Origin of the sequence: Fructobacillus tropaeoli (genome assembly GCF_016860625.1) — a bacterium.
Classification (GTDB): domain Bacteria; phylum Bacillota; class Bacilli; order Lactobacillales; family Lactobacillaceae; genus Fructobacillus; species Fructobacillus tropaeoli.
In genome coordinates this window covers 53,000-79,220 of the sequence record NZ_BOJU01000003.1, presented here as the reverse complement: position 1 = coordinate 79,220, position 26,221 = coordinate 53,000, and the positions used below count along the sequence as shown (strand labels likewise).

At 45.3% G+C, this 26,221-nt stretch carries 28 protein-coding genes; 19 read left to right on the top strand and 9 right to left on the bottom strand.

Annotated elements, in window-relative coordinates:
• The first annotated feature begins 2 nt into the window (after positions 1-2).
• Complete coding sequence (locus tag FT12353_RS04500) at positions 3-533, top strand: DUF4811 domain-containing protein (protein WP_203618783.1); 531 nt, start codon at positions 3-5, stop codon at positions 531-533.
• A gap of 170 nt (positions 534-703) precedes the next feature.
• The gene (locus FT12353_RS04495) at positions 704-1,723 is read left to right on the top strand and encodes a YdcF family protein (protein ID WP_203618781.1); all 1,020 of its coding nucleotides are present in this window, start codon (positions 704-706) and stop codon (positions 1,721-1,723) included.
• Positions 1,724-1,811: 88 nt separating this feature from the next.
• Here the strand turns inward: FT12353_RS04495 and FT12353_RS04490 are convergent, their stop codons facing one another.
• The 6 genes from FT12353_RS04490 to FT12353_RS04465 form a co-directional block, all read right to left on the bottom strand.
• Positions 1,812-1,994: a hypothetical protein gene (locus FT12353_RS04490; protein ID WP_168778775.1), complete on the bottom strand. Its 183-nt coding sequence runs from the start codon at positions 1,992-1,994 to the stop codon at positions 1,812-1,814.
• A gap of 207 nt (positions 1,995-2,201) precedes the next feature.
• Positions 2,202-3,257 carry an AEC family transporter gene (locus FT12353_RS04485; protein WP_203618773.1) on the bottom strand — a complete coding sequence of 352 codons (1,056 nt, stop codon included), beginning with the start codon at positions 3,255-3,257 and terminating at the stop codon, positions 2,202-2,204.
• Between the two features lie 244 nt (positions 3,258-3,501).
• Positions 3,502-4,128, bottom strand: a complete 627-nt coding sequence (locus FT12353_RS04480) for a LemA family protein (RefSeq protein ID WP_168778773.1) — start codon at positions 4,126-4,128, stop codon at positions 3,502-3,504.
• 86 nt (positions 4,129-4,214) lie between these two features.
• Positions 4,215-5,165, bottom strand: a complete 951-nt coding sequence (locus FT12353_RS04475) for a TPM domain-containing protein (RefSeq protein WP_203618771.1) — start codon at positions 5,163-5,165, stop codon at positions 4,215-4,217.
• Between the two features lie 43 nt (positions 5,166-5,208).
• The gene (locus tag FT12353_RS04470; RefSeq protein WP_203618763.1) at positions 5,209-6,093 is read right to left on the bottom strand and encodes an alpha/beta hydrolase; all 885 of its coding nucleotides are present in this window, start codon (positions 6,091-6,093) and stop codon (positions 5,209-5,211) included.
• Positions 6,086-7,303, bottom strand: coding sequence for a PTS sugar transporter subunit IIC (locus FT12353_RS04465; RefSeq protein ID WP_203618761.1), 1,218 nt, complete (start codon positions 7,301-7,303; stop codon positions 6,086-6,088). Before FT12353_RS04465 ends, FT12353_RS04470 begins: the two co-directional genes overlap by 8 nt.
• A gap of 100 nt (positions 7,304-7,403) precedes the next feature.
• On the opposite strand from FT12353_RS04465, the gene FT12353_RS04460 reads away from it, so the two are divergent.
• The 11 genes from FT12353_RS04460 to FT12353_RS04410 all read left to right on the top strand — a co-directional run bounded on the left by FT12353_RS04460 (position 7,404) and on the right by FT12353_RS04410 (position 17,028).
• Positions 7,404-7,592 carry a teichoic acid D-Ala incorporation-associated protein DltX gene (locus FT12353_RS04460; RefSeq protein ID WP_373299338.1) on the top strand — a complete coding sequence of 63 codons (189 nt, stop codon included), beginning with the start codon at positions 7,404-7,406 and terminating at the stop codon, positions 7,590-7,592.
• Positions 7,593-7,612: 20 nt separating this feature from the next.
• Positions 7,613-9,142, top strand: coding sequence for a D-alanine--poly(phosphoribitol) ligase subunit DltA (dltA, locus tag FT12353_RS04455; protein ID WP_203618759.1), 1,530 nt, complete (start codon positions 7,613-7,615; stop codon positions 9,140-9,142).
• Complete coding sequence (gene dltB, locus FT12353_RS04450; protein WP_203618752.1) at positions 9,135-10,346, top strand: D-alanyl-lipoteichoic acid biosynthesis protein DltB; 1,212 nt, start codon at positions 9,135-9,137, stop codon at positions 10,344-10,346. Before dltA ends, dltB begins: the two co-directional genes overlap by 8 nt.
• Positions 10,347-10,361: 15 nt before the next feature.
• Positions 10,362-10,598 carry a D-alanine--poly(phosphoribitol) ligase subunit DltC gene (gene dltC, locus FT12353_RS04445; protein WP_047974650.1) on the top strand — a complete coding sequence of 79 codons (237 nt, stop codon included), beginning with the start codon at positions 10,362-10,364 and terminating at the stop codon, positions 10,596-10,598.
• A gap of 6 nt (positions 10,599-10,604) precedes the next feature.
• The gene (gene dltD / locus FT12353_RS04440) at positions 10,605-11,891 is read left to right on the top strand and encodes a D-alanyl-lipoteichoic acid biosynthesis protein DltD (protein ID WP_203618742.1); all 1,287 of its coding nucleotides are present in this window, start codon (positions 10,605-10,607) and stop codon (positions 11,889-11,891) included.
• A 59-nt stretch (positions 11,892-11,950) separates the two neighbouring features.
• The gene (gene acpS / locus FT12353_RS04435; RefSeq protein WP_168778766.1) at positions 11,951-12,355 is read left to right on the top strand and encodes a holo-ACP synthase; all 405 of its coding nucleotides are present in this window, start codon (positions 11,951-11,953) and stop codon (positions 12,353-12,355) included.
• A gap of 2 nt (positions 12,356-12,357) precedes the next feature.
• Complete coding sequence (alr, locus tag FT12353_RS04430) at positions 12,358-13,497, top strand: alanine racemase (protein WP_203618740.1); 1,140 nt, start codon at positions 12,358-12,360, stop codon at positions 13,495-13,497.
• 66 nt (positions 13,498-13,563) lie between these two features.
• Positions 13,564-13,929, top strand: a complete 366-nt coding sequence (locus FT12353_RS04425) for a type II toxin-antitoxin system PemK/MazF family toxin (protein WP_047974654.1) — start codon at positions 13,564-13,566, stop codon at positions 13,927-13,929.
• Positions 13,930-14,128: 199 nt separating this feature from the next.
• Complete coding sequence (locus FT12353_RS04420; RefSeq protein WP_047974655.1) at positions 14,129-14,827, top strand: response regulator transcription factor; 699 nt, start codon at positions 14,129-14,131, stop codon at positions 14,825-14,827.
• Positions 14,811-16,127, top strand: coding sequence for a sensor histidine kinase (locus tag FT12353_RS04415; RefSeq protein WP_203618738.1), 1,317 nt, complete (start codon positions 14,811-14,813; stop codon positions 16,125-16,127). Before FT12353_RS04420 ends, FT12353_RS04415 begins: the two co-directional genes overlap by 17 nt.
• Before the next feature lie 43 nt (positions 16,128-16,170).
• A complete protein-coding gene (locus FT12353_RS04410; RefSeq protein ID WP_059393760.1) occupies positions 16,171-17,028 on the top strand; it encodes a S1C family serine protease in 858 nt (285 codons plus the stop codon).
• Positions 17,029-17,122: 94 nt separating this feature from the next.
• On the opposite strand, the gene FT12353_RS04405 is transcribed toward FT12353_RS04410, so the two are convergent.
• A complete protein-coding gene (locus FT12353_RS04405) occupies positions 17,123-17,452 on the bottom strand; it encodes a thioredoxin family protein (protein ID WP_047974658.1) in 330 nt (109 codons plus the stop codon).
• A 108-nt stretch (positions 17,453-17,560) separates the two neighbouring features.
• Here FT12353_RS04405 and FT12353_RS04400 point away from each other — a divergent pair, with 108 nt between their 5' ends.
• Together FT12353_RS04400 and kimA are read left to right on the top strand one after the other, a co-directional pair.
• On the top strand, positions 17,561-18,304 hold the full coding sequence (locus FT12353_RS04400) for a methylenetetrahydrofolate reductase (RefSeq protein WP_203618736.1): 744 nt from the start codon (positions 17,561-17,563) through the stop codon (positions 18,302-18,304).
• Positions 18,305-18,426: 122 nt separating this feature from the next.
• Positions 18,427-20,271: a potassium transporter KimA gene (gene kimA / locus FT12353_RS04395; RefSeq protein WP_203618734.1), complete on the top strand. Its 1,845-nt coding sequence runs from the start codon at positions 18,427-18,429 to the stop codon at positions 20,269-20,271.
• 78 nt (positions 20,272-20,349) lie between these two features.
• Here kimA and FT12353_RS04390 read toward each other — a convergent pair whose 3' ends face one another.
• On the bottom strand, positions 20,350-21,081 hold the full coding sequence (locus tag FT12353_RS04390; RefSeq protein WP_168778760.1) for a type 1 glutamine amidotransferase: 732 nt from the start codon (positions 21,079-21,081) through the stop codon (positions 20,350-20,352).
• Entirely contained in the window at positions 21,081-22,439 is a 1,359-nt protein-coding gene (locus FT12353_RS04385) for a Mur ligase family protein (RefSeq protein WP_203618732.1), read from the bottom strand. Before FT12353_RS04385 ends, FT12353_RS04390 begins: the two co-directional genes overlap by 1 nt.
• A gap of 140 nt (positions 22,440-22,579) precedes the next feature.
• Between FT12353_RS04385 and FT12353_RS04380 the strand changes: the two genes are divergently transcribed.
• Genes FT12353_RS04380 through FT12353_RS04365 form a run of 4 tightly spaced genes read left to right on the top strand, consistent with a single transcriptional unit; the run spans position 22,580 to position 26,201 of the window.
• Positions 22,580-23,170 (top strand): thymidine kinase, encoded by a 591-nt coding sequence (locus FT12353_RS04380; RefSeq protein WP_059393754.1) that lies wholly within the window; start codon positions 22,580-22,582, stop codon positions 23,168-23,170.
• A gap of 9 nt (positions 23,171-23,179) precedes the next feature.
• Positions 23,180-24,259, top strand: coding sequence for a peptide chain release factor 1 (prfA, locus tag FT12353_RS04375; protein WP_059393753.1), 1,080 nt, complete (start codon positions 23,180-23,182; stop codon positions 24,257-24,259).
• On the top strand, positions 24,259-25,194 hold the full coding sequence (prmC, locus tag FT12353_RS04370) for a peptide chain release factor N(5)-glutamine methyltransferase (RefSeq protein WP_203618730.1): 936 nt from the start codon (positions 24,259-24,261) through the stop codon (positions 25,192-25,194). Before prfA ends, prmC begins: the two co-directional genes overlap by 1 nt.
• Positions 25,191-26,201, top strand: coding sequence for an L-threonylcarbamoyladenylate synthase (locus FT12353_RS04365; protein ID WP_203618723.1), 1,011 nt, complete (start codon positions 25,191-25,193; stop codon positions 26,199-26,201). The genes prmC and FT12353_RS04365 overlap by 4 nt, the downstream gene beginning before the upstream one ends.
• Positions 26,202-26,221: the final 20 nt, after the last annotated feature.

Genomic DNA, 26,221 nt, shown 5'->3' with positions numbered 1-26,221 from the left:
TCATGATTTTGGTAATTATTCCGATTTTTGTTGCCTTAGCTGCTGCTAGCTGGTTCCTGATGCCATCAAAAGTCCTGAAGGCTACTTTTGGAACAATCTTCTCATTGGCGATGGTTGCTTCAATTGGTTTGTTGGCTGCTAACATGGATTCTCATTATGGGATGAAGAAGGAAACAACGGTCGCTACCAAGCAGGTTTACTCTGCTGCACCGGCTCAAATGCCTGTGGGCATGGCTGCTGCTAAGAAGATTGGTACTGACGACTACGTTTTGGTCTATAAGGACCAAGCAACGGACAAGGAAGCAACCGCTCACTTTGCGCCAGATACAAGTGACATTGTCAAATCAGTTAAGCAATCAGCTACTTATACGAAGGCTGATGTTCAAACTGCCCAGGTTAAGACGGTGACAACGAAGTGGGTTTACAAGAACGATACTTACAAGTGGTTGTTCAAGCAAAATAAAGAAGATAACTTGGTCAAGGAAGTACACACTCTAGAAGTGCCTACTAGCTGGCAAGTTGTCCTCAAGTAACTGACGCTTAAAGTTAACTGACGCTTAAAGTTAACTTACGCTTAAAAAATACATTTCTGCTTAATTTATTCTTCTCTCCAAGCACCCGGATTCTGCTTTCCGGGTGCTTTTTCTATTTTGTCATTCATTTCTGTTATAATTGAAACAAAAGTGTAAAGAGGGTGGCTGAAATGCTGACACCATTAATTTATTTATTATTAGCGCTTGTGGTCGTGGCAGTCATCGCTGTTGCCATTGATAAGCGGAACTTCATTTTTGGAAGTTTACTGATTTTTTCGTTATTGCTGACGGTGATGGCCCTGTATCTGAAACTAGCCGGTTACGTCTTAGACCGGCAAATACCGGTGATGAACATTTTGGTTATTTTGTTGCCAATTGCAGTGATTGCCTTCGCCATTTTTTGGTTGGCGCGCAATACTAATATTATTTCCCATAAGGAAGGGAAGAGTTTTACCGCTAAATTAGCGCTCTTCTTGGCAGTCACGATGGGCATTGATTTTTATTTGCTCTTTTTGATTGGGGAAGTCCATGGTCGCTTGCTTTTCTTCTGCTATACGCTGGGATTGCTCGTCTACAATACTTTCTTCTTGCTGTTTCTCAGTTACCTGGGTTATTCACTTTTGTACCAGGTATTGCCAGCGACGAAGAAGGCTGATTACATCATTGTGCTGGGTAGTTATATCCATAATGGCCGGGTCACTCCGTTGCTCCAGAGTCGAGTGGACCGGGCCTTGGCCTATTACCGTCAGGCTGAAGAGGGAAAACGACCAAAGTTTGTGGTATCGGGAGGAAAAGGCTCTGACGAAAGTACTTCCGAGGCCGATGCCATGCGGAAGTATTTGCTCGAAGTCGGTGTGCCGGCAGAAGATATCATCTTAGAGGATCAGTCCCGCAATACCTTTGAGAACTTTATGTTTTCCAAGGAAAAGATTCTAACAGACTGGGAAAAATCCGGCCGTACTGGTCAACCGCAGATTCTCTTTTCGACCAGCAATTACCATGTTATGCGGGCTAGTCTTTATTCCAAGCGGATTGGTTTTTCCGCTCAGGGAATTGGGGCGCCGACTTCTCTGTACTTTTTGCCAACGGCCTTGATTCGAGAATACGTCGGAATTCTTTCCTATTACCGTTTAATTACCTTTTTGCTTTTGGTCGTTGAGGCCTTTCTTGCTTATTTGATTGCCTTTTAAAAAAAACGATAGTCACTGATCTCTGGTCAGTGGCTATCGTTTTTAGTAGCGTGATGATTGGGGCTAGTTTGAATCTGATTTTCTTAAATTAGTGAAGCGTCATCAAATTATAAATAATAAAGACGAGCCCGATTAGAAAAAGGAAGGCAGCAATTCCAAGTAATGGGAGCATGCTGACGTCTCCTTGACGGAAAAGCTTCCAGCCGTGAGCGGCCGCAAATAAGATAATTAATAAAGCGAAGGCGACGACGAGTAATCCAACAATGGCCATGATTTTGGCTCCTTTCAACTCCTCAATAAGGACCATTATACCGATTAATAGTCGATTGAAAAAGAGACAATCTGCTCAACCTGTTGTTTTTGTCGTCATCGGAAAAATCAGTCTGAACACAGCCGGTTAGCGGCGATGGTACTTTGACCACCAAAGGTGATTGAATTTGATGGTTGGCCGTGATAATGGTTCGTTTCTAATATTTTGCTATTTGAAGATGGGCAATTCACCTAAGAGTTGCACAATGATAATCCAGAGCGGCAAGACCACGGTAGCCGAAATTGTTGAAATCAGCGAGGTGTTCGCTGCCAGTAAGCTTTGATGGTTGAAGGCCATGGCGTAGTTAACTGCCACGGTGGCAACGGGGGTCGCCATCATAATGACCATTGTCGCCATGGCTACTTGATCAACGGGCAAAATATGGGTAGCGTTTGCCAAGATGGCAATGGCAGCCATGATGATTGGGACGATAATGACTTTATTGAAGGAATAGTACCAGGCGGTGCGGTTTTTAATCGCATCTGCAAAGGGCATCTGAGCCAAGTTAGCTCCAATGGCTAACCAGGCTAATGGTGAAGCTAGGCCGGCTAACAGCTTCATCCAGGCAAAGAGCCAAGGGACGGTCATATCGAGGCGGTAGAAGGCCACCTGGCTGGTTTTACCTCCAGTGCTGATACTGATTTGAGGCATCCAATTTTGGCTAACCCAAAGAATCAAGCCTAAGAAGGTGGCAATCACAATTGGGTTAACGAGCATCTTTTTGATATGTTCACCGCGTAGCTGCTCCCCGGACATTTTGATGTAGGCGTAGGAGTATAAGAAGACGCGGTAGCCGATGTTGAAGACAGAAGCATACATAATCCCCTTAGCGCCGTAGACGGCACCGGCGATTGGCATCCCAAAGAAAGTTGTTGACCCAAAGGCGGTTAAGACACCTAGAACGTCTCGTTGATCTTTATCATAGCGACCGTACAAAAAGGGCATCGTGACAATTAAAATGACATAAATAATCAAGCCCCAAATCAGAACATCCATACTTTGGACGAGGGTTTGATGGTTCAATGGGGTTAGAAAGGCCGTAAAAGCTAAGAGGGGTAGGGCAACCGTCATCGTGATGCTCGTCAAAGTTTTGACGGCATCTTGGCTAAGAGTTTGCCGCTTACGAAGCCAAAAACCTAAGAGAATGGTCCCTAAGGTTTCAACAATCGCAGCGATAATCGAAGTGTTGGTAAGCGTTTTTTCAAGAGCAGAGCTAATCGACATTTATACCTCCCAGTGCCAACTTGTGGCGATAAACGATTTATTTATTAGTCTATCATTAAAATTAGATTAGAACAATTCTCTTGTTAGCAAAACTAACTTACAAAATTGTAACAAAATGAAATAAAAGAAATGGCCAAAAAGATTGTTCGATTATCGAAGTTCTTGTATAATAATAGTATTCTTTATGTGAGACAAAATAGCCCCAACCATTACTGGTTGGGGCTTTCTGCTGTCTTCTTCAATATTATTTACTGAAGTTAACCGTTGGATTTTGTTGGGCAGAACTGTCTGCGGTGAAGTAGTTGAACTTGTGGTGATTCGTCATAGATGCCACCAAAGAACTAGGGAATGACACAACCTTGTTATTGTAGTCTTGAACAGCCTTGTTATAAACCTTGCGCTCGTATGTCACACGATTGTTAACGCCCTCTAGTTGAACCATCAGAGTTTGGATTTGGTCAGAAGACTTCAAATCTGGATAGTTTTCGTTAATCGTCGAAACCATCAGATTGAAAGCCTTATCCTGATTTTGCATGGCCGTTGTCTTTTGGTCTTGATCGTTGGCATTCGCATAGCTTTGCTTTGCTTGATTGTATTGGGTTCTGGCATCAGCAATCTTGCCGTAAATGGCAGATTCCTGTCCCTGGGCTCCCTTAACAGCATTAACCAGATTTGGAATCAAATCGGCGCGGTTTTGCAACGCGGTTTGAATACCACCAGTGGCAGCATCAACATCCTGTTCCTTGCGGGACAAGCCATTGGCAGAAGAAATAAAGCCACCAATGAGAATGATGAAGACAAGGGCGACAACTGCCGTAATTTGCCAACCGCGTTTCTTGTAAAAGGGCGTCTTTTCATTAATGATTGTCATGATTCGTATCCTTTATCGTTGTTTAGCTTGACGCTATTAGAAATATTGTAGCGGGGATTGTATCCTGGCGCAACCGTAGTCAGTCTTTAGAAATCAGATCCACCGCCACCAAAGTCACCACCACCGCCGGAATCAGACCCACCACCGAAGTCTGAACCGCCAAAGTCAGATCCATCAAAATCGGATCCGCCGCCAAAACCACCACCAAAATCATCGTAGTGGTCATCGTCAAAATGGCGTCTTGGGCCCGAAAAGAGGTTTGAAAGTAGTAATCCTCCTAGGAACCAATTAAGACCTGAACTGTGGCCGCGTTGCGGTCCATTTGGTGATTGATTGAAGTAGCGTGTATTGCCATTACCGCCGCGATAATAAGACGTGTTGCCGCCATTAAAGCGACGCATTTTCGACCAAACTAGGAAAATGACGAGGGCAAGAACACCAACTAAGCCAAGGGCAATCACCGCACTGGTTGTTGAGGCGCTTTGCTTACCACTTGTTGGTGTTGTTGGTAGCGTCTTTTCAACCTGTAAAAAGAGATTGCGAATCCCTCGATCAATCGCTGTTGGGTCCGAAGATTTTAACTCCTGCTGGTTAGCTTGTAGGAGCTGATAAATTTTACCATCAGGCAAAACGGATTCAACACCGGTTCCGGTCACGACACGGACATTATTTTGCCCGTTGTTCTTAGCAAAGACAATAATGACACCATTGTCTTGCCCTTTTTTACCAGCGTGCCAAACCGAGCGCATGGTTAAATCGTTAGTGAAGTCGCGGATTGATTGGCCATCGGTATTGTCGACGGTCAAAACGGCCACTTGGGGCTGTTCCTTGGTCTTCTTAAACGTTTGCTCCTGCTTTAAGATTACCTGTTTGGTTTGATCTGAAAGCACATTGGCATTATCAGTCACAACAAAGTTCGAGCTGGGTTCAATTTTGTTCGGGTCTTCTGCTTGAGCGGTTTGAAAGTGAAAACTCAGGAAGAAGAGGGCTAGTACGCTAATGGTGGCCAGCCCGAATTTATTTTTTAGCAAAGCCATCACGAGACCTCCATTCTAATGAAACAAAACAGTTGCGCAGTGATTAGCGGCTGAAGTCTTGGCTAATACTCTTGGCGCTCTTGGGGCTTAATTTGGACCCATCATTTTGATTTTGCAAGACGAGTTCGCGAATGAGGTTAATCACTTCGGGATTTTCTGGTAGCTTTGAATGACCAGCGTTATCGCCTGAAACTGTCGTTTGGGTGTACTTAGCAACATTCTTTTGGAAAATATACTTACCAGAAAGCACGGATTGAACAGGAACCTTCCCATCGTCCGTGTAGTCTTCAGAACCAGCAACCGAGTAGACCACCAAATCACTTGGTAGGCTACTTGCACCATCGATCATATCCGAAAGCATGGTTGTCTGTCGTGTTGTTGAGGTTTCAGAGAAGTTGAAAGGTGTTCCCAAAGTCATCAACGTCCGAATGTGGAAATTGGTTGAACTATAGTAATTTTCCAAATAGTCTGTCCAAATCAGACCACCGTTTGAGTGACCGACTGCGGAGAAGTTCCGGAAGTGGTAACGAGATTGTAGGTCGTTCATGACCTTTGAAAGTGCTTCGGAATCAGCTTGAATGGTTGGATAGTTGTCTTGGTTACGTTCAAAACCAACGACAATAAATGGTCGGCGATTAGAGCCATCAACGTGACCAGAATAAGTCAGGCTACCGTCGTAATTGACCTGAACCTTCAAGACAGAGTGGGTCCCCTTATCACGGTCTTCTGAATTAATGGTAGCAAAGAGGTCGTCAAATCTTCTGACGGTCGCACTTGATCCAGGGACAAAGATAACAGGCTCCATCCGCGATTTTTGAATTGCTCGGTCATTTTGGTGCTCGGAAAGCATCCAGACACGACCAAAGAGAGCAATGATAACGGTTAAGAGGACCGTTAAGAACAGCATAAATTTTGTACTTTTAGCCATGCTTAGCCTCCTTTTTAACCATGTCCTTCACGAACGGCCAATAAATCAAAATTGAACCAAGCAGCACAAAGATAGCTAAAATTAATGATCGCCAAGGGGTTTGACTGGCCATAAAGCCAAGCAGTAAGTGAGGCGTTCCGCTGGGAGCACTAAAGACGGTTGGCCGAACAAAATTGAGCTTAATAGCGATACTGGCTGAAAGTGAACCAAAAAGGGAACTCAAAATCATCGGTACCAATGTCAGTGGTCGGAAGAAAAGCGGAATTCCGTAAGCTAAAATGCGGTTACTGTCAAATAGAGCTGGGAGTAATGACCAGAAACCGAGTCGACGGTTCTGCTTACTCTTAGCAAATATGAGAATTAGTGCCAATCCTAATGTTGCGCCAACGCCGCCAATCATAGCTGAAGCCGTCAAAACAGAATAGGGATTTTGTGGCTGTGGCAATGTGGCCATCACTGATTGGTAGACGGCATTCAGGTTGGTGTTCACCTGGGCCAAATCTGTGGCGCCAGTCGACAAGTCCAAAGGAATGCTGATTCCTAAGACGAGTAAGATAGGAGCTAAAACAGCCACCAACGCCAATGAATAGAAATGGGCAAAAAAATCAGACGAAAAGAAGGTCGTATAGGTTCCCTGAGTTACAAGGTTTGGCATAAATGATGCACCGGTAACGATAAGGATTGAAACGACGGCTGCCCAACTCAAATAGGTGAAGCCCATGTCTTGTAATCGATCTTTCGTAATTTTGGTTAAGGCCAAGTAGCTAAGATTAACCAGATAGGCTACTAGTAAGCTAAGGCCAAGATGAATGGTCAACTGCCCTTGGTTGGATACAGTAGAAATTGTCTGAACTAAGACTAGACCAAAGTTAACGGTGACCGGCAAGATTGGGTCTCTTTTTTCGGATAGCTTTTCCGTTAAATATTTTTTGGTCCAAAGCGCAATCGTAAAGGCCACGACTAGGTAGTCTAAGACATTGCCAATTCCTTGGGAAATGAGTGGATTATTGAAAAAGTGAATTTTGTAATGAAAAATAGTGGCGAATAAAGCGCCAGGGTCTAAAAATAATCGAGTAATCAAACGCCAATAAACATCAATGATTACCAAAGGTAATACCTGTTTAAAGGAAGAAAAAAGATTTTTGATAGGTGAAAGACCTACCCAAGCTCGATCCCATTGTTGAACCTTTGTTAGGATCTTTGCAAACATGTAACAGAGCCTCCAGACTGCCCCGAAATTCGGGGTGTATTACAAGAAAAGGGTATTGTGCTATAATAGTAAAAGTGTTTTACTAGATACCACTGGTAATATGCCAATAATTATAACACTAACCGAACAATTTTGGGGGCGTCACGCGATGTTCAAGCGTTTTCTAAGCAAGCCCTGGGTGACATTTATTGTCAGAACCCTGGCTTATTTTTTAATCATTTTAGCCTTGATTTATCTGTACGGCTATTCCGGTGTCACCGGGGGCCACTTCATTTATAACGAATTTTAAAATAAAGAGGAAGCGACAAAATGATTGATAACATTTACAAAAATATTGATGCCTATGCAGTAGAAAACCCTGATGCGGTTGCCTACGATGGTTTGGGCCATACTTATACTTACGGCGATTTGAAGTCATACTCTGACTCATTGGCCGCCTACTTAGATGAGCAAAACTTGCCTGACAAGTCACCAATTATGGTTTTTGGTGGTCACCAATTTGAAATGGTAGCTGCTTTCTTAGCTGCTGTAAAATCAGGCCACGCCTATGCACCGGTCGACAAGGACTCTGCCAAGGATCGAATCGAAAACATCTTGGAAATTGGTCAACCTTCAGCAGTGATTGCTTTGGATGAATTGCCATTGCCAATCGATTCTGTTCCTGTCTTCCAGGGCGAAGAATTGCAAGCAGCCTTTACTGCTAAGAAGTCATACGAGTTAACTCACCCGGTTTTGGGCGATGATAATTACTACATTATCTTTACTTCTGGTACGACTGGTAAGCCAAAGGGTGTTCAGATTTCACATAAGAACGCCTTGTCTTATTTGAACTGGCTCTTCTCTGATGAATTTGATTTGCACCGTGGTGACAACGTCTTGACACAGACGCCATTCTCATTTGACGTTTCTGTTATGTCATGGGGTGGTTCACTGTTGATGGGTGGCGTAATGAAGCCATTGTCAAAGGAAATTGCCGATGACTTCAAGCAACTCTTTACAGTTTTGCCAGAAATGGACTTGGACTTGTGGGTTTCAACTCCTTCATTCGCCAACGTTGCCTTGTTGAGTCCTGATTTTAAGCAAGAAAATTACCCTCGCTTGAAGAAGTTCTTGTTCTGTGGAGAAGTTTTGACAGCAACAACTTCTAAGAAGTTGCGCGAACGCTTCCCAGATGCCCGAATCTTCAATACTTACGGACCAACGGAAGCAACTGTTGCCGTATCAGCCATTGAAATCACGGACGAAGTCTTGGCCAAGTACGACAAGTTGCCAATCGGTTACATGCAACCTGAAATGAAGGCAACCATCATGGATCAAGACGGAACGGTCTTGCCAATTGATGAACCAGGTGAAATTGTTTTGTCTGGTGCAGCTGTTTCAAAGGGTTACTTAAACAATCCTGAAAAGACGAAGGCCGCTTTCTTAACGGTTGACGGTCAACCAGGATATAAGACTGGTGACTTGGGTTACATGGACAAAGACGGCTTGTTGCACTACAAGGGTCGTGTGGACTTCCAAATCAAGTTGCATGGTTTCCGAATCGAATTGGAAGAAGTCGCTCAGCACTTCTTGAAGTCTCAGTGGGTTGAACAGGCTGCTGCCGTTCCTCGCTACGATGCAGATGGCGAAGTTAAGCAACTGTTGGCCATTGTTGTGCCAAAGAAGAACGACTTTGAAAAGCCAATGGATTTGACTAACGCTATTAAGGCTGATTTAAAGGACATCATCATGCCATACATGATGCCATCACGGTTTATCTACCGCGATGCCATGCCTTTGACACCAAATGGTAAGGTAAACTTGAAGGGCCTGATTGCCGAGGTGAATGGCAATGCCTAATCTACAACCCTATGCCGATCCGACCTATTTCTTTTACCTCTTAGTGGCTTTGGCGCCACTGGCAATTGGCCTTTACTTCGGTAAGCGTTTTGTCTGGTATGAGATTTTGGTCTCTTTGGCTTTTATCTTTTTAATTTTCGATACTGGCCACTATGTGAACCAGGGAATTGCGATACTAGTTTATAGTATCTGGCAGTTCTGTCTCGTGTCCTTTTATTCGGCTTACCGCAAAACAAAGAATGCTAACTGGGTTTTCTACTTAATGGTAGCATTGTCAATTTTGCCGATTACAATGGTGCGCTTCGGTGCCATTGGCGTTTTCAAGCCTGAATTCACGCTGCTTGGTTTCTTAGGAATTTCTTATTTGACTTTCCGCTCAACAGGGATGATTATTGAGACGCGGGATGGTGCCATTAAAGAGTTTAAGCCAATCATGTTTTTGCGCTTTATGCTCTTTATGCCAACCCTGTCATCAGGTCCAATTGATCGTTACACGCGCTTTGCCGGCGATGCCGGTTCGGTGCCAGAGCGAACGGACTACATTGACATGCTGGGCTACGCAGTCAAGTCTTACTTCCTAGGCTTTGTCTACAAGTTCATTTTGTCTTATTACTTCGGTCAAATCGTCTATCCATTCTTTCAGAGTTTGGCAATGGGCGACAACCATCACGGCTTTTCCTGGTGGTTGATTGGTGTGGCCTATTCCTATGGTATGTATTTATTCTTTGACTTTGCGGGTTATTCTCGCTTTGCCATAGCTACATCTTATGTCATGGGGATTAAATCACCAATAAACTTTAACCAACCTTACCGGGCCCATAACATCAAGGACTTTTGGAATCGTTGGCACATGTCGTTGTCATTTTGGTTCCGAGACTTCGTCTTCATGCGTTTCTCCTTCATGGTGATGCGTAAGAAGTGGATTAAGAACCGGACGACTGTTTCAAACGTTGGCTATTTGGTCAACATGATGGTCATGGGTCTTTGGCACGGATTGACATGGTATTATATCGTTTATGCTTTGTTGCATGGAACGGGAATGATTGTCAACGACGCCTGGTTGCGCTTTAAAAAGAAGCATCGTGACCAAATTCCACATAACAAATTCACGGAAGTGTTCGCCATTTTCTTGACCTTCAACTTCGTGATGTTAACATTCTTGGTATTCTGTGGATTCTTAGATAAGTTCTGGTTCCACCACTAATAGAGGAGAAATATAATGGACGTAAAAGCAGGCGTATTAGAAGTTTTGAACAACATCATTGGGGAAGACTTGTCTTCACAAATGGACGAAAACTTATTTGATTCAGGGTTGTTGGATTCAATGGCTACTGTTGAATTGTTGTTGGACTTGGAAAACAAGTTCGGTATTCAAGCACCAGTTTCAGAATTTAACCGTGAAGACTGGGACACAGCAAACAAGATTATTGCTAAAGTAGAATCATTGTTGGGATAAAACCTCATGACTAACAAGAAAAAATTGTGGCAGATCTTTGGCCCGGTGCTTGCAGCACTGGCACTTATCGGCCTGGTCTTTTTTCTGCCATTCCCGCTGGACCATTATAGCCAGCAGGATTTGAGAGAAGCTTCTGTTTCCTTCTCAAGCCAAATCGTCAAAGGGGAAGCGGTTAAAGACGCTGCCTTTAGTGACAAAAAAGTAAATTATATTCCTTTCTTTGGTTCATCAGAACTTTCTCGTTTTGATTCTTTGCATCCATCTGTTTTGGCTGAAAAGTATAACCGTTCTTATCGACCATTTATGCTTGGTAAGGCGGGATCCGAATCGATGGTTCAATTCTTGAATATGCAGGAAATGCCAAAGGCCTTGAATCATAAGAAGGCAGTCTTTGTGATCTCACCACAGTGGTTCACCAAGACGGGCTCAACAGGCGCGTTCTCAATCTTCTATTCACCACTACAAGTGGTTGATTGGTTGTTGAACATGGACAAGCCAAGCCAAACCGATCAATTTATGGCCCAGGCCTTGTTGAAGCAGTCTTTGGTTCGTGACAAGCCGATGTTTAACCGGATGTTACACAACGTGGAAGATGGTCAGGGTCCAAGTTCAGCTGATAAATCAGCTTTGCGCTTCCAGCATAAGATTTTGTCACGACAGGATGCCTTGTTCTCGAACTTTGAAACAAGTCATAACTACAAGAATGAAGTGATGAAGTATGCCAAGGACTTGCCTAACCAGTACCAAGAGCAAGCTTTGAACCAAATTGGTTTTGAACAGGGTGAAAAGAACACCGGTTCAAACCGCTTTAGGATTAAGAACTCGTTCTATCGTACTCGTGTTTGGGCTGATCAGAAGATGCTTAAGGATGCTCAGGTTAACTATGACTACCGTCAGTCAGTTGAATACGCATACTTGCAAGCCGTTTTGGAAAACTTTGCCAAGAACCATACGGATGTCGAATTCGTCATTACACCGGTTAACCAACGTTGGGTTGCTTATACTGGTTTGTCTGATAAGATGTACTACCAGGCGGTTGATAAGATTAAGTATCAGTTGCAAAGCCAAGGCTTTAACAACATTGCTGATTTGTCACACCGTGGTGGGGAAGACTTCTTCATGCAGGATACCATTCACATTGGTTGGCGTGGTTGGCTGGCATTAGATCAGTACTTGAATCCATTCTTGTCTGGTAAGTACCAGGATAACGACTACAAGATTAACAACAACTTCTTGTCAAAGGAATGGCAGAACTTTAAGCCACAAGATCAAGAACTACAAACCTTTTCATAAAAAGTTAGAGGATTGACACATTCTGTGTTGATTCTCTTTTTTTTTGATAAAATGGAGGTATGATTATCGGAATCGGAAACGACATGGAGTCCATTAGCCGAATTGAAGGCGTATTGTCTAGACGACCAAACTTCTTGTCGACAATCTTAACGCCAGCTGAGCAGGAGGCGGTTCAAAAGCGGACGGGCAAGCATTACTTAGAGTTTGTTGCGGGCCGTTTTTCAGCCAAGGAAGCCTATGCCAAGGCATTGGGGACCGGGATTGGCCGCGATGTGTCTTGGCAGGATATTTCAATCCTTAATGCCAAATCAGGTCGACCAATTATGAAGGTTGTTGGACAAAAAAATCGAATTGAAGTTGCCATTACCCATAGTGGCGACTACGTTAGCACGGTTGTTACGATTGAAAGAGTTGGCTGGTTTCAACGCCTCACGGCTCATTTTATTGGTAGAAAAGAGAAATAGACATGAATGATGATTCATTTTCTAGGCGAGGAGCGGCACTCTTCGTTTCAGCAACAGCGCTGGTTCATAATGCCAAAACAATTATGGCCCACGCAAAAGCCAAACGCCTAATTGCCGTTATTAAGGCCAATGCCTATGGTCATGGTGCCAAATGGGCCGCGACAGTTTTGGCGAGTCAAGCAGACGTTCACGACTTTGCTGTGGCAACGGTCGACGAAGGACTTTCAGTCCGTCAGGTTTTACCGAAAAAAAGTGACCAGATTGTCCTCCTTGGCGTACAAAACGTTGATTTGGTACCAGTGATGGCGGAAAACTATCTCGCACCGGCTGTTGGCAACCTGGATTGGTTACTGGCTGCAAGAGACCTTTTACAAGCTAGCGAAAGGCCACTGCCACCTTTGCGAGTCCATCTGGCGATTGATACCGGCATGGGTCGAATGGGTGCCAAGACGAAGGCTGATTTGTCATCGATGTATCAGTTTGTCATGGGTGAGGATGCCTTTGAACTGGCAGGGGTTTTCACGCACTTTGCTACGGCAGATGATCAAAACCAGGCTTACTATGACCAGCAGAAGGCTGATTTCTTAGCACAGGTTACGTCCTTGGATATCGATTCCAAGTACTGGCATGTTGCGAACTCTGGTTCGGCACTCTTCCATTTTGATGAAATTCCAACCGAAACGATTCGCGTTGGTTCGGCCCTTTATGGCTATAACCCGGCCTATCCAGCCAAGAAAACTGACCTGCCATTGCAACCGGTGGCGACCTTTAAAGCTAAAATTTGGGGTGTTCATCAGCTGTTGGCTGGTGAGGCAGTTTCCTACGGCGCAACCTATGTAGGACAAGAAGACCAATGGGTTGGAACAGTGCCGATTGGCTATGCCGACGGTTATCATCGAACGTTTGCGGGTATGACCGTTTTGGTCAACGGTCATAAAGAACGAGTCCTTGGCCGGGTCACAATGGATCAAATTATTGTTTCATTGAGTAAGCCTGTTCCAATCAATACGGATGTGATTCTATTTGGTCAAGATGGCCAGGAAAAAATCAGTATTGAGGAACTGGCCGAATATGGCCAAAGTATTCCTCACGAAGTCTTAACTGGAATTGGGTCACGAATTCCACGCATTATTGAAGACTAACAGTCGTGACAAGTGGTACACTAAGTGACAAAATAGGGCAAATCGCCCATACATAAGAGGATAGACATGACAGCAGATTACGAAAACGTTCGCCGCGGCGATGTTTTTTATGCCGATTTAAAACAGGGAATTGGCTCCGAACAGTCCGGCTTGCGCCCGGTTTTAGTGGTGCAAAATGATATGGGCAACATGAACGCCCCAACCACGATTGTGGTGGCCATTACTTCCAAAATGGCTAAGCCCAAGTTGCCGACACATATTTCACTACCGGCGGCAATTAGTGGGATTAAACGGGATTCCATTATTTTAGCCGAACAAATCAGAACCATCGATAAGCACCGTTTGCGCGACCGCATTGCCCACATTGACCAGCAAGATGGTTTAATGAAGGCGGTGGCAAAGGCCTTGAAAATTAGTATTGGCTTGGCCTAAAATTTTTTAGATGATTGCCTTCCAGCAGGCATCAACCACCGTTAGCAATGATTATCGCTTGTTAGCCTGATTAACGAGGGCATCATCTTCGCCAGACCATGGTAAAGGCCTTTTAATATGACCTTAATCTGTTGTTGCTAAAGTAATATTACTGATAAGACATTTTAACGGGCACTGACTGCCCCAAAGGAGAAGGACTATGGCCAAAGCGATTAAAATCTTGTTAATTGAAGATGATAAGAATCTGGCCGATAATATTGTCGGCTTTTTGGAAGACTTTGCCGATGTCACAGCGGTGACGGATGGCCAAGACGGTGAATATGAAGGAAAAGAAGTTCCTTACGATCTCATTATTTCTGATTTGATGTTGCCGGGTGAAAATGGCCTGGAAATCATTAAGAACCTACGGGATGACAAAGTGGATACGCCTGTTCTGATTTTAACGGCGAAGGCATCTTTGGACGATAAAATTGAAGGCTTCAACGTTGGGGCCGATGACTATTTGACCAAGCCTTTCCACCGGGAAGAATTATTGGTTCGAGTAAAGGCGCTCTTGCGTCGAACGGGTGTCTATTCTGAAGATAACACGATTACGGTCGGTGAACTAACGATTAACTTAGAAAATCGTGGTGTCCAGGTTCACGGGCAAAGTGTTAAATTAGTTGGGAAGGAATTCGATATTTTGACCTATTTGGGTCAAAACAAGAATATCATCGTGACCCGTGACCAAATTTTTGATCGCGTTTGGGGAATCGATTCTGATACCACGATTAACGTGGTCAATATTTATTTGAATAATCTGCGCCGAAAACTTGAGGCAGTTGGCCAGGGCGGGCTAATTAAGACGCTTCGTAACATTGGTTTTATTCTCGAGGTACCGGATGCCAAGACTGATTAATCGCAAACAACAAATTGATAATTTCTCAACGTTGGCCCTGGGTCTAATGGTCATTTTTGGCTTTTTGGCCGGGGTTATTTTTTGGGTTTATACCTTCACGATTTACGATAGCTCTGACAAGGTCATTAACCAGTATGTGGAGTACTATCAACGGAATAATTGGTTGGATGAAGGCGCCTCTGCTAAGCAAAAGATGCTGACGGCTGACTCCATGCGCCATATGCCAGAAGATTTTCGTGGAAACTTCTTGTACTATGATGACAAGGGGAAGGAAATTGAAAATCAGACAAATAATAATGGTTCCAAAAATGTCTTAACGAGGCGTTTCGGTCTGAAGTTTGATACCAGTGATTTGAACTTAGCACCCAGAACGGTTCACGTTAATAAGACTTACCTGCGAATTCAAGCCGTTAAATTCAAGCCGAACACGGTCTTAGTACCAGATGGCCAAGGTTTGAAATCAGCTACTTATGGTTACGTCTTTGTTGATGTCACGGATACTGTTTTGAATTTGAAAAAATTCCAAGATGTGATGGTTTGGTCATTTGTTTCGGCCTTTATCTTTGCTTTGTTCTTTGCCTTCTTTATTGCACGACAAAGTATGAAACCAATCTTAAAGGCCTGGGATCAGCAACAAGACTTCGTTAATAACGCTGCCCACGAATTGCGGACACCGATGTCGGTCATTCAAGGGAAGCTGGAAACGATGCTGACCAAGCCGGATAATACAATCCGTCAGCAGTCCGAAGCCATTATCCTGTCGCTATCGGAAGTCAGACGGTTGAATTCCTTGACCAATAACATGTTAACCTTGGCGAAAACCGGGTCAAACATGACCAAGATTGAAAAGGAAAAAACCGATGTCGGGCAGTTTTTGAAGCAAATTTTGTCACCCTACGTTGAAATGGGGGAAATCTCCGACAAAAAGGTGGTTATCCACAATGCTGTGCGTCAGGAAGTTGAAATTGATCAAAAACGGATTCACCAATTATTGGTACTGTTAATGGATAACGCACTCAAGTATTCGGACGACGGTGCTACCGTGACGGTTTTCGCTGCGATTGAGAAAAAACGCTTAGCACTTTCGGTTGCTGATACTGGCCGGGGCATTTCAGCTGATGCGAAAAAGCATATCTTTGACCGCTTTTACCGCGAGGATAAAACTGGAAACCGGGAAACTGGTGGTACTGGTTTGGGTCTTTCCATTGCAGAATGGATAGTTGCTGCCCATAATGGTAAGATAACCGTAAGTGATAATGAACCAAAGGGAACAATTTTTAAGGTGACCCTTCCACTTTAAGTGTGGTGTAAAAATCAGAAAATATTGAAAGGAAAGTTGCCGGATGATTCGTAAAAGAGTACACGCTTTTACTACTATGATAGTGGCTGCCTTTGTAATCGGAGCATTGCTGGTGTGGTTTAGTTCCTCACCAGGATCTTGGTATCAAAGTCAGTTGGCGCAAGCCACCCATACGAATGCTGCCGGGACGGCAACGGTGGCAAAAACTGCCTATACAAGCAATGATCAGGCAACTAGTGCGTACAACAAAGTTAAAGATGCCGTCGTGACGGTGCAAAATTTACAAAAATCAGCTTCACTAAGCGATGGTGCATCAGCCTTTGATGACCAAACAAAGGATAAGCAGCAGACCGATTATGAGACAGCAGCCCAGGGATCAGGCGTTGTGGTTAAGATTGGAAAGGATACTGCTGATATCGTGACGAATAACCACGTGATTGAAGGTTCAGCAGCCATCCAGGTCGTTGATGCTAACGGTCAAAAGGCCGAAGCAACTGTTATTAAAACAGATACGGCCAAGGATTTAGCCTTGATTCGCGTGAAGTCAACCGCCTTTAAGCAGGTTGCTAAGCTGGCGGATAGCTCGTCTTTGAAGTCCGGTCAACAGGTGCTGGCCCTTGGATCGCCATTGGGAGCAGCCTATGCCTCAACGATGACGAAGGGGATTATTTCGTCACCAAACCGGATGCTAGCAATTTCACAGACCAATAATCAAAACGTCCAAGTTATCCAAACAGATGCGGCCATTAACCCTGGTAATTCGGGTGGGGCCTTAATTAATTTGGATGGGGAGGTCGTCGGCATTAGTTCTGCTAAGATTTCTGCTGGTGCTGCTGATACCAATATTGAAGGAATGGGCTTTGCCATTCCAGCTAATACGGTGGCCGCTTTTATTAAATAAAAACTGCTCCATACTAGTTAGTACCAAGCAGTTAAAAATGATTAAAAAGAAAACCAAGCCGAAAGGCTTGGTTTTTTGTTAGAATGAAGTTGACTTATTGAAGTGTTCCTTCATACCAGTCAGTTACTTGCTTTGGTGTTAGGCGTTCTCCGTGACCAATTTGGTCGACTTTTTTGCCATCAACAAAGAGGACAAAAGAAGGAATACCTCGTAAACCATAGCTTGTTGCTAGGTCCAAGTTGTCATCGCGGTCGGCGTCAATCCAACCAGCTGTCTTAGAAACTTCATCCTTGATTCCTTGAACGAAAGGTTTGATGACCTTGCAATCACCACACCAGTCGGCCGATAAGAACATGAGCTGCCGGCCAGGTTGGTCGATAAAGGTTTGAATTTCTTCGTTTGTGTGTTTTTCAGGTTGGTACATGGGATTGACCTCCGTTATTTTTCATCTATTATAGCATGAAAATCAGAATTTATAAAATTGGCCTAGTTGTAATCGTGTCGTTATTTGAAAGCAAAATAAGGAAAACAAATGCAGTCAGTAACTGATTTTTATCAAGACCATCGAGGACCGGTGATTTCACAGGAATTAACCATCAAAAATGGCCTGAAAAGTGCCTGTGCCCGCGATCAGGCACAGTATTTTAGCTTGGCCAATCAAGGCCAAACAGATCATGATTGGCAGACCCTTTTGAAGACAGCAACGAAAGTTCAGCTGACAACGAAAAAACCGGTGATGGTTCATGTTCGGGCCAAAGATATTCAGCCTGGCCAAGTGGCGTCAACTTTTCACCACCTGTTGGACCTGGAATTAAACAATTTTCTGCTGGTGACTGGGGATAAGCGGACAGATAGCAACGGGTTTTCATCAGCTCAAGACTTGCTGGTGGCCACTGGCCAAACCGGGTTAGCGGAGCTAAGCTTGGCGACAACCTTAGACGTCAACCAGGTTGCTAACCACGGTGTTGCCTGGGTTGTTAACCAGGCTTTGGCCAAAGAAAGGGCTGGGGCGAAAGTTTTGATTAGCCAAATCTTCTTTGACGTGGATAACTTTTTGGCGGTTCAAGAGGGGTTGAAGATGGCCGGATCGGATTTGATCTTAGTGGCAGGTGTCCTTCATTATCCCAGCCAAAATCAGCTTGACTGGGTTCAACGAGTCTTACGTCTGACTGTCCCTGATGATTGGCGAAAAAATCCGGATTTGGCCAGTGCCCGTTTAGTTGCGGATTTAACTGACGGCCAGGCAGCAGGAATCCACTATTTTGCTAATTTTTAAGTGCTGGGGATGGTTCTTTTGGACGCAGAAGGGTTGAATCGTGGAAAAAAAGATGATGAGTGGCTATTTTTCTTCTTCATTCCAAGGTACAATGGTTTGATTACAACGATTTGGAGACAACCATGTTTAGAAACGTGAAGCGGTTTGTTATTGGCAAGCCGTTGAAAACATTAGAAGCGTCTGACCAGGCTTTATCAAAGTCAAAGGCCTTGGCGCTTCTATCATCTGATGCCCTTTCATCCGTCGCTTATGGGACGGAATCGATTACGGCGGTTTTGCTAGCCGGTGGTGCAGTGGCCCTTTGGCTGCAATTGCCGATTGCGCTCTTAATTTTGCTACTCTTGGCGGCCATTGTTTTGTCTTACCGGCAAATTATCCATGCCTATCCGAACGGTGGTGGTGCTTATACGGTTGCTAGTAAAAATTGGGGCCCTAAGGTTGGCCTCGTAGCTGGTGGCTCATTGTTAGTTGACTATATGTTAACGGTTGCGGTGTCGGCATCGGCTGCTGCTGATGCGATGACAGCCGCTATCCCGAGTTTGCTGCCTTTTGCTGTTCCGCTTTCGTTGGTGATTATCCTGATTTTAACTGCTTTAAACCTTCGTGGTTTGCGTGAATCGGCTAACTTTTTGATGATTCCGGTCTACTTCTTTATCGTCATTATGGCGGCGACAGTTGGTTATGGTCTCTTTCAGGCCGCAACCGGGGCGATTGCCTACCATGCTGCCGCCAAGATCGGCACTGATTTCTCGGCTTTATCGCTCATCTTCTTTTTGCGTGCCTTCTCATCCGGTTCCTCTTCATTGACTGGGGTGGAAGCCATCTCAAATGCGGTGCCAAACTTTAAGGCACCCAAGGAAAAGCATGCTGCTGCAACCTTAACGATGATGGCCTTAATCTTAGCTAGTTTCTTTTTGGGCATTACCTTTTTGTCTTACTGGTATGGCATTGTGCCAAACAGCCATTCGACGGTTTTGTCGCAAATTGCCGCCATTACCTATGGCGGTCATGGTCTAGGCTTTTATTTGGTTCAATTAGCCACAACGCTGATTTTAGCAGTGGCGGCCAATACCGGCTTTTCGGCCTTCCCCGTCCTGGCTGTGAACTTAGCCAAGGATAAGTACCTGCCACACCTCTTTATGGATCAGGGTGACCGATTGGGTTACTCAAATGGGATTTTGTCACTGTCCTTTGGGGCCATGATTTTGACCGTGATTTTCCATGGCTCAACTGATGCTTTAATTCCTTTGTACGCTGTTGGAGTTTTTGTGCCCTTTACGCTGTCTCAGTCGGGGATGATTATCCATTGGTGGCGGTTGAAGCCAAAGTTTTGGTGGGGGAAGGCGGCTATTAATTTCCTTGGTGCCTTTATGTCGGCTGCCTTGGTCATCGTCTTATTTGCGACCCGATTAACCCATGTTTGGCCGTACTTGATTATCATGCCAGCGGTTTTGACCGTATTCTTTAAAATTAGGAAACACTACGATGCGGTTTCTAAGCAGTTGCGCTTACAGTACCTCGATCAAAAGGAACAAAAGCACCAAGAATATGCGGGTTCAACGGCGATTGTCCTCGTCTCGAACCTAACGCAGGTAACGGCTGAGGCCATCGACTATGCGCAATCCGTTGCGACCAAGGTAGTGGCGATGCACGTTTCCTTTGATATTAATCCTGCCAAGGAAGAAAAAATTGCTAAGCAGTTTGCGGCTAATTTCCCAGACGTCCGTTACGTTGACGTCCACTCTTCTTACCGGTCAATCGTCAAACCAGTGGTTGGTTTTGTGACCAAGGTTTCGCATCAGTCTGAAAAGATTAACCATTCGGTCACGGTCATTATTCCCCAGTTCGTACCGAAGAAACCCTGGCAAAATATTTTGCATAACCAGTCCTCACTACGACTGCGGTCTGCCTTATCGGCCATGGATAATATCTCGATTTCGACCTATTATTACCACCTTTCAGAATAAAAATCAGCCAGTCAATCATCGTTATGACTGGTTCAAAAAAAGCCTCCAAATTTTTGGAGGCTTTTGTGTTGCTGATTTTTAGAAAGTTTCGGCAGGAACTTGATCCAACTTGGCTTGCCAATCAACATCTGGATATTTGCGAGACAAGGCGGTTGCTAAGACGCGCTTTGCCAGATTACCATTACGGGTAAAGATTGGGCCGTGGAAGTAAGAACCGTAAACGTTATGATAAATCACGCCCTCGGTCTTGTCCATGCCATTATTGCCTTGGCCGGTGGTGACGGTTCCCAAGGCCTTTTCGCCCTTGCCTAAAAAGGTCCGACCTTGGTGGTTTTCAAAGCCGTGGTATTCTTCGCCAGTCTCGTTATTTTTGATGACGATGTCACCAGTTAGCCGGCTACCCTTGAGGGTTTTGACTTGGTCATCGGTCATATTAGTGGTGTAGTGGTCCATGACCCCGATACCATCAACTTTGGTGCCATCGGCCATTTCCATATAATGACCTAGCAGTTGGAAACCACCGCAGACGGCTAAAAGTGGACCATCGTTTTCGATGTATTCTTTTAGGCCATCGGCCTTGGCTTTCAAATCGTTAGCCACGATGGTTTCTTCGTAGTCCTGGCCTCCGCCAAAGAGGACAAAGTCGTAAGCTTTGGGATTGAAGTCATCATTGAGCGAAACGAGGCGGTCGTCAACGTCGACGCCAATTTGCTTGGCATAGTAGCGGAGAGCAATGATGTTGCCATAATCGCCGTAGGTGTTCATTAAATCACCGTAGAGGTGGGCTAGTTCAAGCGTGTAGTCAGCCATTAATATTCCTCCTGAATGTAACCATGGTTTTTTAAGACGGCTCGAATTTGGAGCATCGCCGTGTAAGTAGCGGCCAGATAAACCTTTTTGGTTGGTGCATGGTCGATTGCTTTTAAGATATCTTCCGTCTTTTGGTAGGTACCGTCGAGCTTAAAGCCGGCCATCTTCAGGCGAACAGTGACGTCTTTGTAGCGCTCGCCACCGGTTGACAAGGAGACTAATTTTGAATCATGCAGGCGCTCAAATTCGGCGTCCCAAATCCAAGAAGTATCAATTCCATCCGCATAATTGGCATTGAGCAACGTAATTAAAGTGAAGGGATCTTTTTCCGTTTCCATCATATCGATAACGGAGTTCGTCCCAACGGGATTTTTGATGAGCAAAATCGTGACATCCTTGCCATCGACGTCAAGTGATTCCTGGCGGCCGAAGACCTGCTTGTCCTCTTCAAAGGCTTTCTTGATATCAGCAGGGCTGACATCAAAGGTCCGGCCAACAGCGTAGGCTGCCAATGCATTGTAGATGTTGTAGAGGCCGCCAATAGCAATCTTGTATGATGTGCCATCGAGGTCGAAGGCAGAAGACTTTGGTGTTAACTCGTTTAATGCCGTTACGGCATAGTCAAGCTTGGGACGCTTGAAACCGTCGGTTGTTGAGAAATAGCGGCCGAGGTTGGCATAAGTAATGAAGTCATAATGGAGGACGGAATTGTCCGTTGGGGAAAGGATACCATCCGTGTTTGTTGGCGCCTTTAAGTCTTTAAAATCAGCTTCCTTGACGTTGTCAAAGCCATAGTAAATCCGCTGATTTGAGTAAGAACCGCGAGCAAAGATGGGCGAATCAGCGTTGGTAATTACCGTTGCGTTTGGTGCCTGGTTAATGCCGGCGATAATCTTATCGTAAGTGGAATAAATTTCACCGTAGCGGTCGAGTTGATCGCGGAAGAGGTTGGTCAAAACGAAGTATTTCGGTTCAATGGCCTTTGCCAAAGACAAAACATTAGCTTCATCAACTTCCAAGACGGCAACTGGCTTTTTTCCATTGGGTGATGGCTTTACCTTTGTCGTTAGAAGCGTACCAACAATTCCCTGGACCATGTTGGAACCAGATGGGTTGGTCACCACAGTGTAACCGCCGGCTCGTAAGACCCGGGTAATCAAAGCGGTTGTCAACGTTTTTCCATTTGTCCCCGTGACAATCACTAGGTCAAATTCTTTTTCAATGGTCTGTAAAACTTCTGGATCAATCTTAACGGCTAGCTTGCCAGGCAAAGAAGTGCCACCGCGCTTTAAGATATTGCGGAGCAAAAAATGACTACTTTTGGCCGTAAATTTGGCTAACTGACTTTTTACTGACATAAAAAAGTCCCCCTTTTTCTAAACTCTTATTTTACCATGCGCCATGCGAATTTTCCCTAAAATGGTCTAGGCAGTCGAGTTATGATTAAAAAATTGCTATAATAGATTGATAGAATAGATGGAACAAGTGAGGCGAAAACGTGGCACAACTGTACTTTGAATATGGGGCGATGGGCTCTGGCAAATCAATTGAAATTTTGAAAGTTGCTCATAATTATGAATCTCAAGACAAAGAGGTCTTGTTGCTAACGCCCTTAGTGGATGACCGCGATGGGATTGGCGTTATTGCCTCACGAATTGGGTTAAAGCGACCAGCAACGGTTGTGGCCGAGGATGAAAATCTCTATAAAATGATTAAGGCCCGCAAGAACGATAAATTAGCGGCTGTTTTGGTTGATGAGGCGCAATTTTTAATGGCGAATCAGGTCGATCAATTGGCCTACGTAGTCGATGATTTAAACTTGCCTGTGATGGCCTTTGGCCTGAAGCAGGATGCCTTTAACCACCTGTTTGAAGGGTCACGTCGCTTGTTGGAGATTGCCGATAAGCTTGAAGAGATGAAAACGATTTGCTCGTTTTGTGGTAAAAAGGCAACGACCCAACTGCGAATTGCCAATGGTCAACCGCAGTATTCTGGTAACCAGGTGCAAATCGGGGGGGATGAGTCGTACTTGCCAACCTGCCGCAAACATTGGTACCACCCAATTTTAGAAATGATTCCAAAGAATTAAGGAGACACGATGGATCCGATATTTTCACAATTACAAGCGGTCGTGGACCGTTACGATGAATTGAATCAAATGCTAGCCGATCCCGAAGTCATGAGCGATTCAAAGAATTACATGGCGCTGTCAAAAGAAGCGGGTGGCATTCGCGAAACGGTTGAAACCTTCAAGCGCTACCAACAGGTCGTCAACGACTTGCTTGAGGCCGAAGAACTCTTAGGGGATGCTGAAATGGGTGAATTAGCCAAGGAAGATCTGGCGACACTCAAACCCGAAAAGGCCGAATTAGAGGAAAAGCTAAAAGTTTTGATGTTGCCCACTGATCCCAATGATGATAAAAACATCATTATGGAAATTCGTGGTGCTGCGGGTGGCGACGAGTCGTCCTTGTTTGCGGCTGATTTGCTAGGAATGTACCGCCGTTACGCCGAAAATCAGGGCTGGTCATTGCAGATTGTTGATGAAACGACAACTGAAGTGGGTGGCTATAAGGAAGTCGTGGCGATGATTGTTGGGAACAACGTTTATTCAAAGCTGAAGTTTGAATCGGGTGCCCATCGAGTGCAGCGAGTGCCATCAACGGAAACGCAAGGTCGAATCCACACCTCAACCGCTACAGTTGGTGTGATGCCAGAGTTCGAAGAAGTCGATGCAGAAGGATTAATTGATCCAAAAGATGTCCGTGAGGATGTTTACCGGTCATCTGGTGCCGGTGGTCAGCACGTTAACAAGACGTCTTCAGCGATTCGCTTGACCCACGAACCAACAGGAATTACGGTGGCCATGCAAGACGAACGGTCCCAGCAACAAAACCGGGCCCGGGCCTGGAAGATTTTGAACGCCCGTGTTTACGACCACTTTGCCCAGGAAAACGAGGCGGAGTATGCTGAACAGCGGAAAACTGCTGTTGGCTCTGGGGCGCGGTCCGAACGAATTCGAACTTATAACTACCCACAAAACCGGGTGACAGACCACCGCATTGGCTTGACTTTGAATAAGTTGGATCGGATTATTGCCGGTGACTTAGATGAAATCATTGATGCTTTGGTCTTAGCCGAACAAACAGCTAAGTTGGCGGAGTTAAATCAGCAATAATGACACAAGAAAAAACTGACTGGCAACAGTCACATCGGCTAAATCAGGCAGGCTCCGAAAAACCGGTTCAGATTTCGCTTTTAGAAGCACGCAAGTGGGCGCTCAAGGAACTGACGGCGGCCGGTTTGGATGCAGATGAGGCGAGTGATAACGTTGACTTTCTTTTAACAGGCGCTTTGAAAGTGAACTACGGGATGCTGCGGGCCAACCTAACCCGGCAAATGCACCCCTGGCTAGCCAAGCGCTGGCCAACATGGATTGCCCAGTTGCTCAAGGGCGTTCCCGCCCAGTATGTTCTCGGACAGGCACCCTTTTATGGTCGCGAGTTCGTGGTTGATGACCGGGTCTTGATTCCCCGTCCAGAAACGGAACTATTGGTTGACTGGGTTTTGGCTGATTTAAAGGCCAAGGGTGAACAGGCACCAACCGTTTTAGACGTTGGGACAGGGTCTGGCGCGATTATCTTGACGCTGGCTCAGGAATTGCCAGATGCTCGAGGAATTGGCCTTGATATTTCGTTGGACGCTTTGGCAGTGGCCAAGAAGAACCGCCACCAATTCGAATTGGCGAACCGCGTTGGCTTGATGCAATCCGACCTCTTTACGGCTGTGGCCGACCAGCGCTTTGACGTTATCGTTTCTAACCCGCCTTATATCCGACCGGATGGACAGGAAGAAATGGATAAATCAGTGGTGGCCTTCGAGCCTGATTTGGCCTTGTACGCCCCAAATGGTGGCAAAGCCCTCTATGAACGAATGGCGCATGGCTTAGAAAAACAGCTGACGCCAGGCGGGGTCGCCTACTTTGAAATTGGCTATGATCAAGGCGAAGCGTTAACGAAGGTCTTCCAAGACCAATTACCAACAGCAACAGTGACATTGAAGCAGGATTTAGCCGGTCTTGACCGGATGATCCGGGTACAGTTAAAAAAATGAAAACGAAAGATTTACAAAACAATAGTACAGATATCGCAGAGGCAGCAGCGCTGATTCAGGCGGGTGAGGTGGTTGCCTTTCCAACTGAAACAGTTTATGGTTTGGGCGCGGATGCTACTAACGACGAAGCCGTCCAAGCTGTCTTTACGGCAAAGGGTCGGCCAGCCGATAATCCGTTGATTATGACGGTTGGGGATGCGAGCCAATTGTCTTCTTACGTTGAGGTTTCTCACCAAGCAAGACAGTTGATGAACACGTTTTGGCCGGGTTCGCTGACCATCATTTTACCGATTAAGGAAAATGCAGTTTCGATGCTGGTGACGGGTGGCCTGCAAACGGCGGCCGTTCGTATGCCAGATAACCAAGCAACGCGGGCAATGATCCGCCAGGCGGGGACGCCAATTGTTGGTCCATCTGCTAACCTTTCTGGCAAGCCATCGCCAACGACGGCCGCTCACGTTCATCATGATATGGATGGGAAGATTGCTGCTGTTTTGGATGATGGTCCAACCCAAGTGGGCTTGGAATCAACGGTTATCGATTTGACGGCAGCCGAGCCAACCATCTTGCGTACGGGAGCCGTCAGTCAAAAGATGTTGACGGTGGTCTTGGGGAAGAAAGTCATCGATGGAACTAGTCAAAAGTCCTTGGCGGCCGATGAAACACCAAAGGCTCCGGGGATGAAGTACCGGCATTATGCACCGGATAAGCCCGTGATTGTCTTTGACCCATTGGACTTCAATGACCTTAAGGACAGTCTGCAAGAGGGCGATGCCATCATGGCTTCAGAGGAGCTGCTGGCAGCATTACCAAAAACCGTGCCATCGTGGTCTCTAGGAGCTGATTTGGCCAGTGCGAGTGAAAACCTCTTTGCTGGGTTGCGCTACTTTGATGACCAGGCTGCTGTTGGCAAAATCTATGGCCAGGTGATGCCGGACATCGATTTGGGTAAGGCATATAACAATCGGTTAGGCAAAGCTAGTGGTGGCCAGCGATTTACTCTGTAATAAAAGAGATTTACCTTGCT